The sequence below is a fragment of the Streptomyces sp. NPDC042259 genome, from assembly GCF_055582085.1.
On record NZ_JBVJDW010000013.1, the window covers coordinates 117784 to 139129 of the forward strand.

Genomic DNA, 21346 nt, shown 5'->3' on the forward strand with positions numbered 1-21346 from the left:
GGTAACCCGACAAGCGTCCTGTCTGCCGCCCGGACCGGCACACCGCCGGTGCCGAGGGGCCGCCGGAGGCCATCTGAAGAGCGGGTGGAAAGCGGCGCGTACGGGGGTTTCCGGCGGTAAGCGGCACGTTTTATATCGGCTGTGCCGACGCGTGGCGCGTTGCGTGTCGACGGGCCGCCGCGAAGCGCCCGCCGGGCCAGCCCCGCCCGCGCGGGACCCCGGCCAGCGAGCGGCATCCGGAGAGCGGTGACCGGGGGCACCCGGCGAACATGACGGGAACCCGCCCCCTCCTTTTCCGCCTCTCATGAGTCCGCGCGGACTCGGGCGCCCGGCGGCGGCGAGCCGGCCGGGCGGCGCTTCCGCACGCCCGGCCACCGCCCACGGGCGCCCCTCAGTCGATCACCGGCGTGAGGAAACCCTGCTCGACGAGGAGCCGGATCGCCTCGGGCGTACGGTCGCGCAGTAGCACCGCGTCCTCCCCGACGAGCTGGGCGATGGCGTCCAGGATCCGGCCCGCGGCGAGTGAGCCGTCACACACGCCGGCGAAGCCCGCGCCGACCGTGTCCACCTTGGTCGCCCGGCGCATGCCCCGGTTCTGGCGGAGCACGACGTGCTCGGGGTCCTCCGCGCCCGGCAGCCCGACCTGCTCCTGCACGACCTCGTCGGCCAGCTTGAACCGGGCGGCGAGCAGCGACGCGTCATCGTGGGCGCGCAAGAAGTCCTGCCGCTCGAAATGGGCCCGCACACACGGGCCGAGCGGCTGCTCGACGGGGTGCGGCCATTCCTCGGCCATCACGGACGGCCGGTCCGAGCCGGTTTTACGCAGCGTGATCCAGCCAAATCCGACGCCCTTGGTCTTACGGGCCTCGAATTCGTCGAGCCACGCGTCGTAGCGGGCCGCGTAGTCGGCCGGAGCCGTACGGTGGTCGCCGGCGTCGCGCAGCCACAGCTCGGCGTACTGCGCGACGTCCTGCACCTCGCGCTGGACGATCCACGCGTCGCAGCCCCGGGGCACCCAGGACGACAGCCGCTCCCGCCAGTCCTCCCCCTCCACGTGCTGCCAGTTGGCGAGCAGCTGGAGGTAACCGCCGTCGTTGAGCCGGGCGGCGGACTGCTGGACGAGGGTGCGGCAGAGGTCGTCGCCGCCCATGCCGCCGTCGCGGTAGGTGAGCCGGGCACCGGGAGAGATCACGAAGGGCGGATTGGAGACGATCAGGTCGTACGTCTCGTCCGCGACCGGCTCGAAGAGCGAACCCTCGCGCAGATCCGCCTCGGGCGCTCCGGACAGCGCGAGCGTGAGCCGCGTCATGTGCAGGGCACGCGGGTTGAGGTCGGTGGCCGTGACCCGGGTGGCGTGCTGGGCCGCGTGCAGGGCCTGGATCCCGGAACCGGTACCGAGGTCGAGGGCGCTCGCCACGGGCGTACGGACGGTGATCCCGGCGAGGGTCGTGGAGGCACCGCCGACGCCGAGGACCAGCTCCGAGCGGTCCACCCCGCCCGGGCCGTCCGCGCCCCCGCCGATGCCGCCGGCGCCGCCGACCGCGCAGCCGAGGTCGGAGACGATCCACCAGTCCTGCCCCTCGGGGCCGCCGAACGGGCGAACGTCCACGGCCGCCCGGACGATGTCGCCGTCCTCGCGGACCAGCCATCCGTCGGCGAGGCAGTCGTCCATCGGGAGCGCGGCGGCGGCCCGCCCGTACGCGACCGGCCGCTGCAGCAGGAAGAGCCGGACCAGCGTCTCCAGCGGGCTGTCGCCACGGGTGGCGCGCAGGGCGGGAACGGTCTCGCTGCGGGCGAGCGCGGCATAGGCGGGGGCGCCGAGCAGGTCGAGGAGGCCGTCGGCCGTGAAGGCGGCGGCGAGCAGGGCGTCGCGCAGCCGGGCGGTGCGCGCGCGGTCGGAGGCGGCGGGCAGGTTCGTACTCACCGGACCATTGTCGGGGGCGGCACCGGCAAAAGGCGAAAGCCCGGCGCCGCGCCCTGCCGGGGCGTGGCGCCGGGCGCGTCAACCGCCGCCACGCGCCGCCCACTTCGGGCCCGGGCCGTTCCCGCTTCCCGGCCGGGCCACGCGCGGGCCGGGGCTACGTTTTCCCGGTAGCCGCTCGTACGGAGACTCCCCCGACTTCCTCGTCGGCTACTTCTTCGTCGGGCTACTTCTTCGTCGGCGTGGGCGAGGTCGACGTCTTCTGGCAGCCGGGCTGCTTCGCCATCGCCTTGCCGACGTCACCCGACTGCAGCTTCTTGAGGGCTTCGTCGCTCTGGCTGCTGAGCTTGCCGATGTCGCCCGCGATGCCCTTCAGCCCCGTGGCGAACTTGCCCTTGTCCCCGGTGTCCAGACCGTCCATCCGCTTCTTCAGGCCGGTGTAGGCCGCGGAGAGGTCGTTGAGCGCCTTGACGGCGTTCTTCTGACTGGTCTCGCCGTCCTTGACGGGCGGCGCGCCCGCGTTCTGCACGGCCGAGCCCAACGCCTTGTACGCATCGGCGTTGGCCTGGAAGGCCGCGGAGTCGGTCTTCTGGATCTTCTTCGAGTCCTCCTCGTTCTGGACGGAGGCGATCGAGGAGTTGGCGTCCTGGATCTTCTTCACCTGGGGCTGCATCTGGTCGCAGACCTTCTTGGCCCAGTCGTCGAGCTTCTTGTCACCGTTGTCGCTGTCGCTGCAACCGGTCAGCGCCATAACGAGCGCCGCACCGCCGGACAGTGCAGCCACAAGCTTCTTGTTCACCGGATTGGTCCCTTCGATGGCTCTCGGCCCGGAACTTACACGGCCGAGCCGTGCGGCCCCCGAGCCGAGCACACCATGCGCCCCCTTTTGAAGCCATTTGCACCACACTCGGCGTGGCGTTCGCCGCACCCCGGACGGACCGCGCGCCACGCGCGCGAACGGGCGGGCAGCGTACTCGCGCACGCCGCCCGCCGCCTTCCGTCGTCCCCGTCTCTCGCCTGCCGGCCGCTTTTAGGACACCACCGCCGGATCGGCGGGTTTCGCCGCCCGCTCCGGGCTCTCCTCGTCGCCCACGGCGACTCCGCGCCGCTTGGAGAGGTACACCGCGACCACGATGACCACGATGGCGAGCACCGCGACACCGATCCGCAGCCCACTGTTGGGGTCGTCGCCGTAGGAGAACTTCACCACCGCGGGAGCGATCAGCAGCGCCACCAGGTTCATCACCTTCAGCAGCGGGTTGATCGCCGGGCCGGCGGTGTCCTTGAAGGGGTCGCCGACCGTGTCGCCGATGACCGTCGCGGCATGCGCCTCACTGCCCTTGCCGCCGTGATGGCCGTCCTCGACCAGCTTCTTGGCGTTGTCCCAGGCGCCACCGGAGTTGGCCAGGAACACCGCCATCAGGGTGCCGGTGCCGATCGCGCCGGCGAGGTACGAGCCGAGGGCGCCGACCCCGAGCGCGAAGCCGACGGCGATGGGGGCCATGACGGCGAGCAGACCGGGGGTGGCGAGTTCGCGCAACGCGTCCTTGGTGCAGATGTCCACCACGCGCCCGTACTCCGGCTTCTCGCTGTAGTCCATGATCCCGGGGTGCTCGCGGAACTGCCGCCGCACCTCGTAGACCACCGCGCCCGCCGACCGCGACACCGCGTTGATCGCCAGCCCCGAAAAGAGGAAGACGACGGCGGCGCCGAGGATGAGCCCGACCAGGTTGTTGGGCTGCGAGATGTCCAGATTCAGGCCCTGCTCGTCGTATGTGGCGTGTACCTCCGATACGGCCGTGGCGATCGCGTCCCGGTACGAACCGAACAGGGCCGACGCGGCGAGCACCGCCGTGGCGATGGCTATGCCCTTGGTGATCGCCTTGGTCGTGTTCCCCACGGCGTCGAGGTCGGTCAGCACCCGCGCGCCCGCGCCCGTGACGTCACCGGACATCTCGGCGATGCCCTGCGCGTTGTCGGAGACGGGGCCGAAGGTGTCCATGGCGACGATCACGCCGACGGTCGTCAGCAGGCCCGTGCCGGCGAGTGCGACGGCGAACAGGGCCAGCATGATCGACGTGCCGCCGAGCAGGAACGCCCCGTAGACACCGAGCCCGATCAGCAACGCCGTGTAGACCGCCGACTCCAGACCGACGGAGATTCCGGCGAGGACGACGGTGGCCGGACCCGTCAGGGAGGACTTGCCGATGTCCCGTACCGGCCGCCGCGTGGTCTCCGTGAAGTAGCCCGTGAGCTGCTGGATGAGGGCGGCGAGCACGATGCCGATGGCCACGGCGACGAGCGCGAGGACGCGCGGGTCCCCGCCGTGACCGCTGATGGCCCCGTCGTCGATGCCCTTCAAGTCGGCATAACGGGACGGCAGATACACGAACACCGCCACGGCCACCAGGACCAGCGAGATGACCGCCGAGATGAAGAAACCACGGTTGATGGCGGTCATACCGCTTCGGTCGGCACGGCGCGGCGCGACGGCGAAGATGCCGACCATCGCGGTGAGCACCCCGATGGCGGGGACGAGCAGCGGGAAGGCGAGACCCGCGTCACCGAAGGCGGCCTTGCCCAGGATCAGCGCGGCGACCAGGGTCACGGCATAGGACTCGAAGAGGTCCGCCGCCATGCCCGCGCAGTCGCCCACGTTGTCGCCCACGTTGTCCGCGATGGTGGCGGCATTGCGCGGGTCGTCCTCGGGAATGCCCTGTTCGACCTTGCCGACCAGGTCGGCACCGACATCCGCGGCCTTGGTGAAGATGCCACCGCCGACCCTCATGAACATGGCGATGAGCGCCGCGCCGAGGCCGAACCCCTCCAGCACCTTGGGCGCGTCCGCCGCGTACACCAGCACCACGCAGGAGGCGCCCAGCAGACCGAGCCCCACCGTGAACATGCCGACGACACCGCCCGTACGGAATGCGATCTTCATGGCCTTGTGCGAGACGGCCGTCAGATCCTTCTCCGGTTCGCCCTCGGCGGGCGTGGCCTCGCGCGCGGCCGCCGCGACCCGCACATTGGCGCGCACGGCGAGCCACATGCCGATATAACCGGTGGCCGCGGAGAAGAGCGCGCCGATCAGAAAGAAGGCCGAACGCCCGAGGCGCTGTGACCAGTTGTCGGCGGGCAACAGCATGAGCAGGAAGAACACGACCACGGCGAAAACGCCGAGCGTCCGCAACTGTCGGGCGAGATAGGCGTTCGCGCCTTCCTGCACCGCCGCGGCGATCTTTTTCATGCTGTCGGTGCCTTCGCCTGCCGCCAGCACCTGACGCACCAGCACCACGGCCACCACGAGTGCCGCGAGCGCGACCGCCGCGATCACCAGCACCAGCGTGCGGTTGCCCTCGGTCAGCTCGACCGCGAGTTTCTGAGTGAAGTCCACCTGTTCAGGGGTAAGGGGCCCCGCCATTCGTCCTCCTTGACGTTTGGCACATGGGCGCGCGGCTGACCCGCGACCGCGGAGCAGCCGCCACGCTCAGGCGTCCTGAGCTCAAGATGGACGGATTGTAGGGAGCATGGCGAGATCAAAACAGAGCGCAGGAAACGGAATGAGCCTGTGCAAGTGAAGGCCGGATGGATGTTCCGCCGGATTCCCGATCTCCGGGTGAAGATCCGAAGAAGAGACCGGTGCACGCGATCAATGAGCGGAACCCGGCCGTGAAGATCCACGGCCCGGGGGAATTCACGCGATGCCGCCCCGGAAAAGATCGACAGCTGAAAACGCACCCCGAAGAGGGAAGGGATTCGGCCATCGGCCTCAGCGCGGCACATGCCGCTCCGGCGTCGTCGGCGCCGACGCCGGACCTGATCGAACCGGCCGGAATCGGGGAGGCCCCATTACGGCAATCGGGTGACGCGGGGCTACGACGGCGGCGGAAGGGAGCCGGATTCCGGCAGCGGACCGGGCGGCCGGGCCACGCCGACGACAGTCACCCGGCGGCGTGCGGCCGTGAGGCCCGGAACGCGGCGTGCGGCCGTGAGGCCCGGAACGCGGGCTACGGCAGCACGGGGACCGGAATGGTCGGCCAGCTCATCCGGATGAGGCCGCCGGATTCGTCCGCCGTCACCTCGACGTCGTCGACCAGCCCGCTGATGACGGCGAGGCCCATGTCGTCCTCGGCCTCGTCCGCGCCGGAGGCCTCCCCCGGGCCGCCCGCGGCATCGGCGGCGGACAGATGGGGAGCGTCGTCCCCGACCTCGATGGAGAACTTCTTCTCGTCCTCGATCAGCACGACCCGCACCGGGGTGGTCACACCATGGCCGACGTGCAGCCCCACTGCACGCGAGCACGCCTCACCCACGGCCAGGCGCACCTCGTCCAGCACGGCCTCGTCGACCCCGGCCCGGCGGGCCACCGCCGCGGCTACCAGCCGGGCGGTGCGGACATGCTCGGGAAGGGCACTGAACAGCAGTTCGACGGTGGCCACGCCATCCCCCTCGGTCACACGTGCCCTCTTCCCCACTTCTGGAACAGGGCGAACTCGCGGAGGGGCCGGGCCCTCGGGCCCGGTGCCCCCCGCGCGGCAGTGTCGTCCGGCGACCGTCAGTCGGTCGCCTGCACCGCGTCCTCGACCGAGGTGTGAATCGGGAACACCTTGGTCAGGCCGGTGATACGGAAAATCTTGAGAATGCGCTCCTGGTTGCAGACCAGGCGCAGCGAGCCCTCATGGGCACGCACTCGCTTGAGCCCGCCGACCAGCACGCCGAGCCCGGTGGAGTCGAGGAAGTCGACGCCCTCCATGTCCACGACGAGGTGATAGCTGCCGTCGTTGACAAGCTCGACCAACTGCTCACGCAGCTTGGGCGCGGTGTACACATCAATCTCGCCACCGACCCGGACAACCGTACGGTCGCCTACGGTCTCGGTCGACAGGGACAGGTCCACGGATCCTCCAGCACCTTGCATCGAGCGGTCGCCCCCCATGGATCGGCAGCCGCGATGGCATTCAATCACTTACCGGCAGGCGCGCACGACGCCTTGAGTCCATTGTCCGTCACGCCAATGACAGACTCGGTGTCGATGGCCCACGATCAACTCCCGCCGGAGGCGGGCGTACATCCCGCTCCCCGGGTGGTCCTCGACAGACTCGCCACCGGGGCAGGCCGGGCTGCACGCATCACTCATACGGAGCACTTGCCCCCTCGACCGGGACGTCATGCCCCCTGGCCCGAGAAGATCCGGCCGGAAGTGATCGGCGCGATCCGGGCCGCCGGAATCGACCGTCCCTGGGCGCACCAGGCGGTGACGGCCGAGCACGCGCTGCGCGGCGAGTCGGTGGTGGTCGCCACGGGCACCGCGTCCGGCAAGTCGCTGGCCTACCTCGCCCCGGTCCTCAGCGCGCTCCTGGACGGCTCCGAGGCGCCCAACGGACGTGGGGCGACCGCCTTGTACCTGGCCCCCACCAAGGCCCTGGCAGCCGACCAGCGACGGGCCGTACGCGCCCTCGCCGCCCCGCTCGGCAAGAGCGTCCGGCCGGCCGTCTACGACGGCGACACGCCCTTCGAGGAGCGGGAGTGGGTGCGCCAGTACGCCAATTACGCGCTCACCAACCCGGACATGCTGCACCGCTCAATCCTGCCCGCCCACCCCAAGTGGGCCTCCTTCCTGCGCGCGCTGCGCTACGTCGTCATCGACGAGTGCCACACCTACCGCGGCGTCTTCGGTTCGCACGTCGCCCAAGTGCTGCGACGGCTTCGGCGTGTCTGCGCCCGTTACGGCGCCAATCCGGTCTTCCTCCTCGCCTCCGCCACCGCGTCCGACCCGGCCACCGCCGCGACCCGGCTGACCGGGCTGCCGGTGGTGGAGGTCACCGAGGACGCCTCCCCGCGCGGCGAAGTCGTCTTCGCCCTCTGGGAGCCCCCGCTCACCGAGCTCCACGGCGAGCGGGGCGCCCCCGTCCGCCGTACGGCCACCGCGGAGACCGCGGACCTCCTCACCGACCTCGTCGCACAGGGGGTGCGGACCGTCGCCTTCGTCCGCTCACGGCGCGGCGCCGAACTCGTGGCCCTGATCTCCCAGGAACGCCTGGCCGCGGTGGACCGCTCCCTCCCCTCCCGGGTCGCCGCCTACCGGGGCGGCTACCTCCCCGAGGAGCGCCGCGCCCTCGAGCGCGCCCTGCACAGCGGCGAACTGCTGGGCCTCTCCGCGACCACCGCCCTGGAACTCGGCGTGGACGTCGCCGGCCTCGACGCCGTCCTCATCTCCGGCTATCCCGGTACCCGCGCCTCCCTGTGGCAGCAGGCCGGCCGCGCGGGCCGCACGGGCCGGGGCGCACTCGCGGTCCTCGTCGCCCGCGACGACCCGCTGGACACCTATCTCGTCCACCATCCCGAGGCGCTGTTCCGGCAGCCGGTGGAGTCCACCGTCCTGGATCCGGACAATCCGTACGTCCTCGCCCCCCATCTGTGCGCCGCGGCCGCCGAGCTGCCGCTCACCGAATCCGATCTCTCCCTCTTCGGCCCCGAGACGCCGGGCCTGCTGTCCCAGCTCGAAGGCCGCAAGCTGCTCCGCCGGCGGGGCTCCGCCTGGCACTGGACGCGCCGTGAGCGGGCCGCCGACCTGGCCGACATCCGGGGCGGCGGCGGCCGCCCCGTGCAGGTCGTGGAGGAGGGCACGGGCCGCCTGCTCGGCACGGTGGACGCGTCCGCCGCCCACACGGCCGTCCACGACGGCGCCGTCCACCTCCACCAGGGCCGCACCTACCTGGTGCGCCATCTCGACCTGGAGGACTCCGTCGCCCTCGTCGAGGAGGCCGCCCCGCCCTATTCGACGACGGCCCGCGACACCACGGCCATCTCCATCCTGGAGACGAGTGCCGAGATCCCCTGGGGGGACGCGCGCCTGTGCTTCGGCTCCGTCGAGGTCACCAATCAGGTCGTCTCCTTCCTCCGTCGCAAACTCATCACCGGTGAGGTCCTCGGCGAGTCCAAGCTGGACCTGCCGCCCCGCACCCTGCGCACCCGGGCCGTGTGGTGGACGGTCACCGAGGACCACCTCGACGAGGCCCGCATCCACCCGGACGCCGTCGGCGGCGCCCTGCACGCCGCGGAACACGCCTCCATCGGCATGCTCCCGCTCTTCGCCACCTGCGACCGCTGGGACATCGGCGGCGTCTCGGTGCCCCTGCACCCCGATACGGCCCTGCCGACCGTCTTCGTCTACGACGGCCACCCCGGCGGCGCCGGCTTCGCCGAGCGCGCCTTCCACACCGCCGCGAGCTGGCTCACCGCCACCCGCGAGGCGATCGCCGCCTGTGAGTGCGACGCCGGCTGCCCCTCGTGCATCCAGTCCCCCAAGTGCGGCAACGGCAACGACCCACTCGACAAACGGGCCGCCATCCGCCTCCTGACCCGGCTCCTCGCCGACGCTCCCGCCGAGGAGGAACGGCGAGACCCGGCCCCGTAACGTGCCCGCGAGGCACCCGCCCCGCCTCCGGACCGTCCGTCGCCGCCAGGGCCGAGGGGCGTGACGGCCGGAGCCATCACCCAGCTACCGCTCGTGCGTGCCCCGTCTGCCGATCAGACGGGCGGCACCGGGCCCTCGGCGCGCGCCGGTCCGGGGGCGGCCAGGCCGGGGAGGCCCGGAGGGCCGGCGCGGGAACGCACCCGGACGGTGTAGGGCCCCGCCCGTGCCTCGGCCGCCACCTCGGCGATCTCGCCGCTCACGGCGCACCGCACCACCCGCGCCGCCTGGGCCGCGGCCACCCTCCGGGCCAAGCCGCACGCCTTCCGAGGCCCCGACAAGGCGTGGTCGGCCGCCGCCAGCACCGCCAGGTCCGCAGCGCCACCCGCTCGGTGACGGGCCACCACGGCCTGCCCCATGGCCAGCGTCGCCGCGAACACCGCGCAGAAGGCCGCCGCGGCGATCGCCACCCATACCGAGGCCATGCCCCCGTCACCCCACCGTCTCCTCCGCAAGGGCCACCGCCTCCCCACCCAGCCGCACCGTCAACGGCCCGGGGCCCACGGTTCGGGCGTCGACCCGCACCCGCACCAGGTCTCCCTCCCGCGCCAGCGCGATCCGGGCCCCGGCCGGAGCGGCCGACCGGGCAGCGGCGACCGCCGCCGACTCCGACTCCGACCGGGCCGCGGACCGCGCTCCCGCGCGAGCCGCGTCCACGCACTGGATCTGCGCGGACGCCGCCATCAGCCCCCACAGCAACGCCATGCCGAACAAGGTCAGCGTCGGTAACACCAACGCGGCCTCCGCCGTCACATAGCCGCCGTCAGAACGACGCATGGAGTGCCTTCACGATCAGCGACTGCAACGCCGCACCGACCGCACCGCCGGTGACCACCTTGTAGAGCACCGCCGCGAGCGCACATGCCGCCAGCGTTCCCACGGCGTACTCCGCCGTCGTCATTCCGTCTTCACCGGCCACCCGCAACCGGGCCCAACGCCGGGACCACCACCGCACGACCACCACTGTCTCCCCCCGTTCCTGTGCCTTACGCATTGCTTTACGGATTGCCTTACCCATCGCCTTACGCATCGTCAGGTGCCTTTCAGCAGGCCGCTCGCCAGACCGATGACCACCGGCACCACGCCGACCACCAGGAAGGCGGGCAGGAAACACAGCCCCAGCGGTGCCGTCGCCAGGACCCCCGCGCGCCGGGCTCGTATGCCCGCCGCCCGGCCTCGCGTGGCGCGCAACTGCCCCGCCAGCCGTGACATGGGTTCCACCGCCGGCACGCCCGACGCCTGGGCCCGCTCCAGGCATCGGGCGAGCCCCCGGGCGCCGGGCAGACTCCCCAGCCGGCCCCAGGCCGTGCCCGGCTCCCCGCCGAGGCGCACCTCGGCAGCGGCTTGGGCGAGTCGCTCGCCCACGGGCCCGCCCAACGAGGCACCGACCGCCGCGGCGGCCTCCCGGGGCCCGGCCCCCGCTGCCATGCAGGCCGCCAAGAGATCCGCCGCGAACGGAAGTTGCTCCTCCGATCCCTTCGCGGGCGGCTCATCGCGGGTACGCTTGGCGCACCGCCGCCACCGCCACACGCCGTAGGCGGCCCCGAGCCCCACCACGCACCCGGCGAACCCCCCGGTGAGGACGAGACCGGCCAGCCCCGCCGCCACGGCCGGGAGCCCGGCCCGCGCCACCGCCGCCCCCTCAGACCACCGCCGCAGTCGGCTCACCGGCCCGACCGGACCATCCCCCTTCAGCAGCCACACCACCCGTCGGCGAGCCGAACGGCCCTCTCGCGCCCGGCGCGCCAGGCCGAGGACGATCACCAGGACCGCGCCTCCGGCGGCAAGCGCGATAACTATCCCCAGGCTGTGGATAACTTTTCCGTTCATGCCCCATCGCCCCTTCCCGCTCCCCCGGCCGCCCGGACGATCCGGGCGGTCCATGCGAGACCCGCGCCCTCCAGAACGCCACCGAGCACCAGGCAGCCCAGACCCGCGGATGTGTGCAGCAGCACCCGCAACGGGGCGGCTCCGAGCGCGCTGCCCAGCAGGAGGGCGAGTACCGGAAGCACGGCGAGCATCACGCCGGTGGAGCGCGTGCCCGCCAACTGGGCGTATAGGTCCTCCCGTTGGTCCCGTTCGGCGCTGAGGGCCGCCGCCACCCGTTCGAGCCCGGCGGCGAGCCCCGCCCCGCCGTCGACCGAGACCTGCCAGCAGGCGGCCACCCCGTTCAGCCCCTCGGCTCCCGGTTGACGCGCCGCCTTCCGCAGGGCGTCCGGCACGTCACCGCCGAACCTCGCCGCCGCCGGGACGGCGGACCATGCCGCCCCCAGGTCAACCGCCAGCCCCACCAGTGCCTCGCCGGGCTGCCGCCCGGCGCGTAGATCACCCGCCACGGCACCGCACAGATCGATCACGGCCGCCTCCCGCCGCGCCCGCTCGCGGGCGCGCCGCCTGGTGACGAGTGCGCGTCTCAGGAGGGGGACGGCGGCCACCGCGCCGATCAGGGGCAGCACCGACTCACCCAGCAGTGCCACGGCACCACCGATCGGTACGCAGAGCAGTTCCCGCCTCGCCCGCCCCCATCGGAGCATGCGCCCAACGTGCGTCCCGGCCCACGAAGGTGACGCGGCATCGGGTCTCGCTCCCCCACCGGCGGCCAGCAGGCTCCGGGCCCGCCGCGACTCCCGCCCCGGCCATGGCGGCACCATGAGGGCGGCCACCGCGCGCAGCACGGCCGTGAACACCGGGGCCACCGCTCGGGGCGCCGCCACGGAAGCGGTCACGGAAGCGGTCACGGAAGCCGTCACAACGCACCACCGCCCCGCTCGCACAGGCCTGCCAGCCTGGCCCAGCCTCGCGCCCGTTCGAAACCGTTCTCGCCCCACACGGCCGCCGGTACGGTCGTCACGAGACCTCCGGCGTCGCGGTCCAGGACGTGGAGTTCCGCGATCCGCCGACGGCCGCCGCGGTCGCGTGCCAGGTGGACCACCACCGACAGGGCAGCCGCCAACTGGCTGTGCAACGCCCCGCGGTCGAGCCCCGCCGTCGATCCCAGCGCTTCCAGCCGGGCGGGCACATCCGCCGCCGCGTTGGCGTGCACCGTGCCGCACCCTCCCTCGTGTCCGGTGTTGAGAGCGGCCAACAGATCGGTGACCTCCGGGCCGCGCACCTCGCCGACGACCAGCCGGTCCGGCCGCATCCGCAGTGCCTGCCGCACCAGATCGCGCAAGGTCACCAGCCCGGTGCCCTCCTGGTTCGCGGGCCGCGTCTCCAGCCGCACCACATGCGGGTGTTCGGGGCGCAGCTCGGCCGAGTCCTCGGCGAGCACGATCCGCTCGTCCGGCGCTACCAGGCCGAGCAGGGTGGACAGCAAGGTCGTCTTTCCCGACCCCGTGCCACCGCTGATCAGGAAGGAGAGCCGTGCGGCCATGAGGGCCCGCAGCAGTCGCTGCCCACCGGGCGGCACGGTCCCCGCGGCCACCAGTTCCTCCAACGCGAAGGCCCGCCGTCGCACCACCCGGAGCGAGAGACAGGTGGAGCCGACGGCCACCGGTGGCAGCACGGCGTGCAGACGCGTCCCGTCCGGCAACCGGGCGTCCACCCAGGGCCGGGCGTCGTCGAGCCGGCGTCCGGCGATCGCGGCGAGCCGCTGCGCGAGTCTGCGCACCGCCGCCGCGTCGTCAAAGGACACACCGGCACGCTCCAGGCCCGCTCCGCGGTCCACCCACACCTGGTCGGGCGCGGTGACCAGAACATCGGTGACGTCGGGTGCGCGGAGCAGGGGCTCCAGCGGCCCGGTGCCGATCAGCTCGGAGCGCAGCCGGGCCGCGACGCCGAGCACCTCGGCGTCACCGAGCAGCCGGCCTTCCCGGCGCAGGGCCTCCGCCACCCTCGCGGGTGTGGGATCCACCCCGCTCTCCGCCAGCCGTAGGCGTACCGCGTCCAGCAGCTCGGTGCTCATGCCGGCACACCTGTGCCGTCGGCTGACGTCCGCGCCCAGAACTCCGCGCAGAACCGTGCCAGCGGTCCGCGCTCGCCGCTTCCCGGCGGGCGGCCGGTGAGCAGGGCGTCCGACAGGCCCGGCTCGGGTGGGAGTTCACCCGCGAGCGGCAGACCGAGGAGATGGGAGATCTCTTCGCCCCGCAGCTCCGAGCCGGCCTGGGCGCGCGTCACCAGCCTCAGATCGCTCAGCACCATGCCGACCATCGAGGCGACCCGGTGGGCCGCCGCGACGGCTCGCAGCTCCGCGGGCACCACCAACAGCCCCACGTCCACCTGCCCGAGGGCTTCCACCGCCGCGTCGTCGAGCCGGCGCGGCACATCCACGACCACTGCCCCGCCCCGCCTGCGGGCCGCCGCCAGCACCGCCCGCATGGCGTCGGGCGGCACCGCGAGACAGTCACCCCGATCCCAGCTGAGGACCCGCAGCGAGTGCAGCTCGGGGAGTGCCTCTTCCAGTGCCCGACCGGCCACCCGGCCCCGCGAGTCGGCGAAGGCCGGCCATCGCAATCCCGCCGCCTTCTCCCCTCCGAGCAGCACATCGAGTCCGCCACCCAGCGGATCGCCGTCGATCAGCATCGTGCGCTGCCCGGCCCGGGCAGCGCCGACGGCCAGCGCGCAGGCCAGCGTGCTCGCCCCGGCGCCGCCCCGGCCGCCGATCACCCCCACCGTGAGTGCCGGGCGGCCCACGCCTTCCACAGCGTCGGCGATCCTGTCGACCAGCCAGCCCTCCCCGTCGGGCAGGAGCGCCACATTGCGGGCTCCGATGCCCACCGCGCGCTGCCAGACGCCGGGATCGTCCTGATCCCGGCCGACCAGCACCACCCCCTCCCTGCGCACGGCACCCCCGAGCCGGGCCGCACAGTCGTCACCGACCAGGACCAAGGGGGCGCGCTCCCAGCTCCCCCTGCGCACGGGCATTCCATGAGCGACTTCGGGCACGGCTCCGGCGGCGGCGCACAGCCGCAGCAGGTCGTCCAGCAGGCCCTCGTCCTCCGTGACGACCAGCGGCCCGTCCGGCCTTGCGGCGACGGCGGCCGTCCGCCAATCGGATGTGATGGATCCGGTCACGGTCTTCCCCTCCCACTACGCGCGCTCTCTTCCGCGAACATCGCGGAACTCGCGGGGAATCACCGTGCATCGAACTGGAAAACCTTGTGGATCTTGGACAAAAACTGTGGACAACTCAACGGTTGTGAATATCCCGCTCACCTATACCGGTGACTTCCGGAGAGCAGCACACTGATTACCCTGCGTGACAGGTATGAAGGAGGGGAGACCACGGCCCACTCGGCCGAACCACGGAGAGGAACGCGGGATGAGGGCGCTCAAAATGCATCCGGACATGCGACGACCCCCGCCGGGGGGGAGAGCGGGGGTCGTCCCCACGGCCGACTCGGGGGGGGGGAGGAGTCGGACCGGGTTAGACACGGTCGCGAACGATCCGTGACTTCCATGGTGTACCCGAGAGCCTTCTCAGGCAAACCCACACGCCTCAGCTTACGCCGAATGGAGGGCGCCTATGCTCGGCGACGTGGAAAACCACTCGCTCCCTCGGACAGCCGCGTTCTTTGATCTGGACAAGACGGTCATTGCGAAGTCGAGCACGCTCACCTTCAGCAAGTCCTTCTACCAAGGCGGCTTGATCAACAGGCGCGCCGTGCTGCGCACCGCGTACATCCAGTTCGTCTTCCTGGTCGGCGGGGCCGATCACGACCAGATGGAGCGGATGCGTCAGTATCTCTCCGCACTGTGCCGTGGCTGGAATGTGCAGCAGGTGCGGGAGATCGTCGCCGAGACCCTGCACGAACTCATCGATCCGATCATTTATGACGAAGCCGCCTCCCTCATCGAGGAGCACCACACCGCCGGGCGCGACGTAGTGATCGTCAGCACGTCCGGTGCCGAGGTGGTCGAGCCGATCGGCGAGCTGCTGGGCGCCGACCGCGTCGTGGCCACCCGCATGGTGGTCAAGGACGGTGCCTTCACCGGCGAGGTGGAGTACTACGCCTACGGCCCGACCAAGGCGGAGGCCATCCGGGAACTCGCGGAGTCGGAGGGCTACGACCTGGCGCGCTGCTACGCCTACAGCGACTCCGCGACCGACATCCCGATGCTGGAATCGATCGGCCACCCGCACGCCGTCAATCCGGACCGCGCGCTGCGCCGTGAGGCGATCGCCCGCGACTGGCCGATCCTCACGTTCACCCGCCCGGTACGGCTCAAGCAGCGCGTGTCGACGCTGCCGATGCCTTCGCGCCCCGCCCTGGTGGCGGCCGCCGCGGTCGGCGCCGCCGCCACGGCGGGGCTGGTCTGGTTCGCCAGCCGACGCCGACCGACCTTCGCCCGCCTTGACCGGTTTTAAGGCCAAAAGTAAAGAAACCGCGGCTTGGGCTTCCGCTTCCACCACGACAGGAGTAGAAAGGAGTTGACGGCCCGCGAGACCAGAGACATCCGAGAGGATGCCTTGAACGCAGTCGGCCCCACGGACCGAGCACGAAAGCCGAGCACCCACGCGACGCCGACCCGTCGATTACGGGCCAGCCGCACCAGGTAACGGGCGAAGATCCCGGCCTGATGGGCAAATATCGTGCACGCATGGTAACTCGGCCGACGTGCCAGCGGCGGTACCAGAGCCTGACCGGTACCGCCGCAACCCTGTCCGCCTCACGTCCATGCCCAAGGGGCGGCTCCACCCGGCCGCACTCCGGGCGATGCCGCTTTGCTCAGGGCCGGTTGACCGAGAAGGGCCGAGTGACGGAGAACCGTCAGGCCGCGCCGCGCTGGAGTGCCTCGCACACGGCCGTGCTCTCACGTACACCCAGCTCGACGGCCCGGGCGCAGTGCGTGATCCAGGACGCCACACCCTCCGGGCTCCCGGACGCGTAGCCGTCGAGCGCCTTCAGGTAGGCGGCACGCCCCAACTCCGCGTGCCCCACCTCCGAGGGGCAGATCGACTTGGGGTCCAGACCACTGCCGATCAGTACGATCCGCTCGGCGGCGCGCGCGACCAAGCCGTTGCACGAACCGAACGGGCGCAGAGCCAGCAGCTCGCCGTGTACCACCGCCGCCGTCACCAACGCGGGCGCCTCACTGCCGGCGATCAGCAGTCCCGCGAGCCCTTCGAGTCGGCCGGCCACCTCGTCCGCACCCGGCAGCGCCAGCTCGATCAGCGGCTCGTCGACGGGTTCACCCGCCAGCCGGGGACGTCCCACGGTGTCATCCGGCCGGGCCCCACCCGCTGCCACCAGGTGCAGCCGCGCCAGCACGCGCAGCGGCGACTGCCGCCACACGCTGAGCAGTTGCCCGGACTCGGCGGTCAGCCGCAGTGCCGCACCCACCGTGCGCGGCTCGCCTTCGACACCGAAGTCGGACCGTCGGCGCACCTCCTCGAGCGCCCAGTCGGCGCCCGACAGCGCTGCCGACCCCCGGGCGCCACGCAGTGCCGCCTCGGCGGTGACCTCGTTGCTGCGGCGGCGCATCACCCGGTGGCCGTACACCCGGTCCACCGCCTTGCGCACGGAGTCCACGGAGTCGGCAACGCCAGGAAGCGAGCCCAGGGCGGCGAGCGGATCGGCTGTCGTACTCATGGGTAAGACACTACGCACTTTGGCCTCACACCCCTCGAAGGAGTGGTTTTCTTCACTCACAGCTCTCACTTTCCGCGCTTGCGCACCTACGCTTGGTGAACATGAAGATCGCTTTCGTAGGGAAGGGGGGCAGCGGCAAGACCACGCTGTCCTCACTGTTCATCCGCCACCTCGCCGCCGACCGGGCCCGCGTCATCGCGGTGGACGCCGACATCAATCAGCACCTGGGCGCGGCGCTCGGCCTGGACGAAGCTGAGGCGGCGGCACTCCCGGCGATGGGCGCACGACTGCCGCTGATCAAGGACTATCTGCGGGGCACAAACCCTCGCATCGCCTCCGCCGACACCATGATCAAGACGACGCCGCCGGGCGAGGGGTCACGGCTGCTGCGGATCGGCGAGGAAAACCCGGTCTATCAGGCCTGTGCCCGCACCGTACGGCTGGACGACGATGCCGCTGTCCGGCTGATGGCGACCGGCCCGTTCACCGAGTCGGACCTGGGTGTCGCTTGCTATCACTCGAAGGTCGGCGCGGTCGAGCTGTGCCTCAATCATCTTGTCGACGGGCCCGGCGAGTACGTCGTCGTCGACATGACGGCAGGCAGCGACTCCTTCGCCTCGGGGATGTTCACCCGCTTCGACATGACGTTCCTCGTCGCCGAACCGACTCGCAAGGGCGTCTCGGTCTACCGTCAGTACAAGGAGTACGCCCGGGACTTCGGCGTCTGCCTGAAGGTGGTCGGCAACAAGGTGCAGGGCGCCGACGATCTGGACTTCCTGCGCGAGGAGGTCGGCGACGACCTGCTCACCACACTCGCCCACTCCGACTGGGTGCGCGCCATGGAGAAGGGCCGGCCGCCCCTCTTCGGGCTCCTCGAGGGCCCCAATCGCGAGGCGCTGCGCACCCTGCGCGAGGCGGCGGACGGCGCGTACCAACGGCGTGACTGGCAGCGCTACACCCGTCAGATGGTGCACTTCCACCTCAAGAACGCGGAGAGCTGGGGTAACGCGAAGACAGGGGCCGACCTGGCGGCTCAGGTGGACCCGAGTTTCGTTCTGGGCGAGCACCTGATGGCCGCTCCGCAGCCCGTGTGAAGCTCATCGATCCGCCGCCTGCTGACGGAATTTGAGGTTCCCTCACCACCGATCGCATAGAGGCGGAGGCCGCCGGAATAGCCCTCCGGCGGCCCTCCGGACGGGTGGCACATCCGTCGAGGGGATTTGCCCACCGCTCGGAACACGCCACGGGACGCCCCCGGTCTCCGATACCGCTCTCAGGCACTCACTCCCGGACAAGCGCCAGGCATTCCGGATTTCTCCCGTCCACTTTTCGGCCGACCAGTCGCATCGACCCCGTCGACTCGATGCGACTGGTCGGCCGAAACGGGTCCCGTTTCCCTTGCTTTCCAGCCTGAACCCAGTGGATTGAGCCACCCCCTCCCCACGCTTGCCGCTCAAGGAACCGAGTTCACCCTTGAGAGCATGTACACGCCATTCATTCGCCTGCAATCCTTCACCTCCACAAGGGGCCGAATGTTCGGTTTTATGCCGACCCGGACTGAATTCCGTTCGTGGGGAAGTAAGCGCACCCCGCCACAGGAAGGCGAAGACTGCCCCCCTCTACCCCCTCAATGCTCGCCACCTCCACCGCGCCCCGGCGTTCGATCACACCTCACCTCGTCGTCGCGTGCGCCGGGTGGGGGTATGGAATGACAAGCCGACAGGCGTACGGATTCACTCGTTGGAAGGAACTGTCCTTCTGCCCGCCTTGGCGAACTTCCCCGCGTCTTTACTCTCCATTACGATTCGTTTACCGAGAGTTGAGACAAGCCCCGCCATCGCAGCCGCTCCCGCCGCTGCACGCCGTGACCACGGCCGCGCCCCACCCGCGACCGCGCCGCCGACGAAGACGGGAACGCCCCATGCACGCTCAGCCGACACGAACCACTCCCCCGGCACTTCCGGTCCGCCCGGGTCAGGACGTGCCGGAGCCGCGCCCCCGCAGCTGGCGCCAGGACATCGCGGCCTCCGTGGTCGTTTTCCTGATCGCGATCCCGCTCTCGCTCGGCATCGCGCTCGCCACGGGCGCGCCACTCCAGGCGGGGCTGGTCGCGGCAACGGTCGGCGGGATCGTCGCCGGACTGCTGGGCGGGGCGCCCCTCCAGGTCAGCGGTGCCGCCACCGGCCTGGTAGTAGTGACGGCCGAGCTGGTGCAGCGCTACGGCTGGCGGGCCACGTGTGCGATCACCGCGCTCGCCGGTCTCGCCCAACTCGCCCTCGGCGCGGCCAGGGTGGCACGTAGCGCGCTGGCCGTCAGCCCCGCGATCGTGCACGGGATGCTCGCCGGCATCGGTGTCACGATCGCACTCGGCCAGCTCCCCGTCGTGCTGGGAGACAGCCCCGGCATCTCCGCCCTGGAGAATCTCGCGGCGCTCCCGGCACGCCTGGCGGATCCGCACCCCGCCGCGCTGCTGGTCGGCGGGGTCACGGTGGCCGTGGTGGCGGGCTGGCCGCGGCTGCCCGGCCGGGCAGGGCGGTGGGCCCGTGCCCTCCCGGCGCCGCTCGCGGCCGTGGCCGCCGCCACCGCGGTCGGTATCGGCATGGACCTGCCCCGGGTCAGCCTCCCCCAGTGGGAATTGCGCGTGCTGCCCGCCCTGCCGGACGGCCCGGTGCTCGGCGTATTCGCGGCCGTCCTCACCGTCACGCTCGTGGCCAGCATGGAGTCGCTGTTGTCCGCGGTCGCCGTCGACCGGCTGCGCGCCGCGCGGGCGGACGGAGAACACCTTCCCGCCTCATTGGATCGCGAGCTCGCGGGCCAAGGCGCTGCGAACGTGGTCTCCGGGCTCCTCGGCGGACTGCCCATCGCGGGCGGCGCGATCCGCGGCACAGCCAACGTCACGGCGGGCGCCGTCACACGTAAGGCCACCGTCCTGCACGGGGTGTGGGTAGTGGTCTGCGCCGCGCTCCTCGCCTCCGCGCTCGAACTGATCCCTCTCGCCGCGCTGGCCGCCCTGGTGATGTCGGTCGGCGTACGCATGGTGAGCTTCGCGCACATCAAGCACGTACAGCGGCACCGCGAATTCCCCATGTACGCGGCCACGCTCGGGTCCGTGGTCCTGCTGGGTGTGCTGCGGGGAGTCGCGGTCGGCATCGCGATCGCGGCCTTCCTCTCTCTGCGGCGGCTCGCGCACACCCGCATCACCGTCGAAGCGGAGCGCGACTGCCACCGGGTCCGCGTCAATGGCCAGTTGACGTTCTTGGCGGTCCCCCGGCTGTCCCGGGCCCTCGCGCAGGTTCCCGCCGAGGCCAACGCGGTGGTCGAGCTGGGCGGCTCCTTCATGGACCACGCCGCCTACGACGCCTTGCAGACCTGGTCCCACGCCCATCGGGCGGGTGGCGGCTGGGTCACGCTGCGCGGCCGCCACGGCCGGCCGATCGCGGAGCCCGCCAGCACGCACGTGTGCCGCCCCTGGACCCCCTGGCACAACCACCACTGCACCCGCACCGCCGTGGCCGTCAAGCCCGGCGTCAAGCACAGCGGCGATCAGCAACTTCTCGGCGGTGTGAGCGCGTTCCAGCGCAATACGGCACCGCTCGTACGGGACGAGCTGGCACGGTTGGCCCGCGAGGGGCAGACCCCCAGCCAGCTCTTCTTGACCTGCGCCGACTCCCGGCTGGTGACCAGCATGATCACCTCAAGCGGTCCCGGTGATCTCTTCACCGTGCGCAACGTCGGCAATCTGATGCCACCGCCCGGCACCGACGGCACGTGCGACTCGGTCGGCGCGGCGGTGGAGTACGCGGTCGAGGTGCTGAAGGTCGGCAGCATCACCGTCTGCGGGCACTCGGGGTGCGGTGCGATGCAGGCGCTCCTCGACACCCCCGCCCCGGAGCCCGGCGCACCGACTCCGCTCGGCCGCTGGCTCCGGCACGGCCGGCCGAGCGTGGCCCGCATGCAGCGCATCGGTCGGCTCGGCCGCGGGGAAGTCGCCCTGGCCGACCGGCCCGTGTCCGATGACATCGAACGGCTCGCCCTCGTCAATGTGCTCCAGCAGCTCGAGCATCTGCGGGCGCACGCCTGTGTGGCCCGGCGCGTGGCCGAGGGGACGCTGCGTTTGCAGGGCATGTACTTCCATGTGGCCGAGGCGCAGGCGTACGTACTGGACGAGCGGTCCCGCACCTTCGCGGCGGTCCGCCCGGAGGTACTGGACGCGGTGTGAGGTGTATGCGAGGTGGAGGGGGCACCCGAGGGGAAAACGGGGCTGCCGCGCGTGTCCCCGGGCTCCCCTCGACCCGTCTGACCTCGTGGAACCCCAAGAAAGGATAGGTCTAAACCAATTTTTGTCCACACCCCTTGTCAGGGTGTGCCCCGGGCTGATGAGCTATGGCCGGGACGCAACGGGCACCCTGGGAAAGGGAG

Annotated in this window: 17 protein-coding genes; 4 read left to right on the forward strand and 13 right to left on the reverse strand. The window is 71.6% G+C overall.

Annotation, left to right across the window (positions count from 1 at the left end):
* Positions 1-391: 391 nt before the first annotated feature.
* From ACZ6MA_RS28920 to bldG, 5 genes are all read right to left on the reverse strand, one after another.
* The gene (locus tag ACZ6MA_RS28920; RefSeq protein WP_469437264.1) at positions 392-1924 is read right to left on the reverse strand and encodes a DUF7059 domain-containing protein; all 1533 of its coding nucleotides are present in this window, start codon (positions 1922-1924) and stop codon (positions 392-394) included.
* Between the two features lie 223 nt (positions 1925-2147).
* Positions 2148-2720, reverse strand: a complete 573-nt coding sequence (locus ACZ6MA_RS28925; RefSeq protein WP_469437266.1) for a small secreted protein — start codon at positions 2718-2720, stop codon at positions 2148-2150.
* A 231-nt stretch (positions 2721-2951) separates the two neighbouring features.
* Complete coding sequence (locus ACZ6MA_RS28930; protein WP_469437267.1) at positions 2952-5342, reverse strand: sodium-translocating pyrophosphatase; 2391 nt, start codon at positions 5340-5342, stop codon at positions 2952-2954.
* A 586-nt stretch (positions 5343-5928) separates the two neighbouring features.
* Entirely contained in the window at positions 5929-6360 is a 432-nt protein-coding gene (locus tag ACZ6MA_RS28935) for an ATP-binding protein (protein WP_469437366.1), read from the reverse strand.
* Between the two features lie 116 nt (positions 6361-6476).
* Positions 6477-6818 (reverse strand): anti-sigma factor antagonist BldG, encoded by a 342-nt coding sequence (gene bldG / locus ACZ6MA_RS28940; RefSeq protein WP_030367299.1) that lies wholly within the window; start codon positions 6816-6818, stop codon positions 6477-6479.
* Positions 6819-6872: 54 nt separating this feature from the next.
* Between bldG and ACZ6MA_RS28945 the strand changes: the two genes are divergently transcribed.
* Positions 6873-9338: a DEAD/DEAH box helicase gene (locus ACZ6MA_RS28945; protein WP_469437269.1), complete on the forward strand. Its 2466-nt coding sequence runs from the start codon at positions 6873-6875 to the stop codon at positions 9336-9338.
* Between the two features lie 113 nt (positions 9339-9451).
* Here ACZ6MA_RS28945 and ACZ6MA_RS28950 read toward each other — a convergent pair whose 3' ends face one another.
* The 7 genes from ACZ6MA_RS28950 to ssd form a co-directional block, all read right to left on the reverse strand.
* A complete protein-coding gene (locus ACZ6MA_RS28950; protein WP_469437270.1) occupies positions 9452-9820 on the reverse strand; it encodes an Rv3654c family TadE-like protein in 369 nt (122 codons plus the stop codon).
* Between the two features lie 7 nt (positions 9821-9827).
* Positions 9828-10172, reverse strand: a complete 345-nt coding sequence (locus ACZ6MA_RS28955; RefSeq protein WP_469437272.1) for a TadE family type IV pilus minor pilin — start codon at positions 10170-10172, stop codon at positions 9828-9830.
* Positions 10159-10425: a DUF4244 domain-containing protein gene (locus ACZ6MA_RS28960; RefSeq protein WP_469437274.1), complete on the reverse strand. Its 267-nt coding sequence runs from the start codon at positions 10423-10425 to the stop codon at positions 10159-10161. Before ACZ6MA_RS28960 ends, ACZ6MA_RS28955 begins: the two co-directional genes overlap by 14 nt.
* A 2-nt stretch (positions 10426-10427) precedes the next feature.
* A complete protein-coding gene (locus ACZ6MA_RS28965) occupies positions 10428-11225 on the reverse strand; it encodes a type II secretion system F family protein (protein WP_469437276.1) in 798 nt (265 codons plus the stop codon).
* On the reverse strand, positions 11222-12046 hold the full coding sequence (locus ACZ6MA_RS28970; protein WP_469437368.1) for a type II secretion system F family protein: 825 nt from the start codon (positions 12044-12046) through the stop codon (positions 11222-11224). The genes ACZ6MA_RS28965 and ACZ6MA_RS28970 overlap by 4 nt, the downstream gene beginning before the upstream one ends.
* Positions 12047-12141: 95 nt before the next feature.
* Positions 12142-13299 carry a TadA family conjugal transfer-associated ATPase gene (locus ACZ6MA_RS28975; RefSeq protein ID WP_469437278.1) on the reverse strand — a complete coding sequence of 386 codons (1158 nt, stop codon included), beginning with the start codon at positions 13297-13299 and terminating at the stop codon, positions 12142-12144.
* A complete protein-coding gene (ssd, locus tag ACZ6MA_RS28980) occupies positions 13296-14408 on the reverse strand; it encodes a septum site-determining protein Ssd (RefSeq protein ID WP_469437279.1) in 1113 nt (370 codons plus the stop codon). The genes ACZ6MA_RS28975 and ssd overlap by 4 nt, the downstream gene beginning before the upstream one ends.
* A gap of 451 nt (positions 14409-14859) precedes the next feature.
* Here ssd and ACZ6MA_RS28985 point away from each other — a divergent pair, with 451 nt between their 5' ends.
* Positions 14860-15702, forward strand: coding sequence for an HAD family hydrolase (locus tag ACZ6MA_RS28985; protein WP_469437281.1), 843 nt, complete (start codon positions 14860-14862; stop codon positions 15700-15702).
* Positions 15703-16105: 403 nt separating this feature from the next.
* Here the strand turns inward: ACZ6MA_RS28985 and ACZ6MA_RS28990 are convergent, their stop codons facing one another.
* On the reverse strand, positions 16106-16927 hold the full coding sequence (locus ACZ6MA_RS28990; protein WP_469437283.1) for a Fic family protein: 822 nt from the start codon (positions 16925-16927) through the stop codon (positions 16106-16108).
* Positions 16928-17028: 101 nt separating this feature from the next.
* On the opposite strand from ACZ6MA_RS28990, the gene ACZ6MA_RS28995 reads away from it, so the two are divergent.
* Entirely contained in the window at positions 17029-18021 is a 993-nt protein-coding gene (locus ACZ6MA_RS28995; RefSeq protein ID WP_469437285.1) for an ATP-binding protein, read from the forward strand.
* An 827-nt stretch (positions 18022-18848) separates the two neighbouring features.
* Complete coding sequence (locus ACZ6MA_RS29000) at positions 18849-21146, forward strand: SulP family inorganic anion transporter (protein ID WP_469437287.1); 2298 nt, start codon at positions 18849-18851, stop codon at positions 21144-21146.
* Positions 21147-21346: the final 200 nt, after the last annotated feature.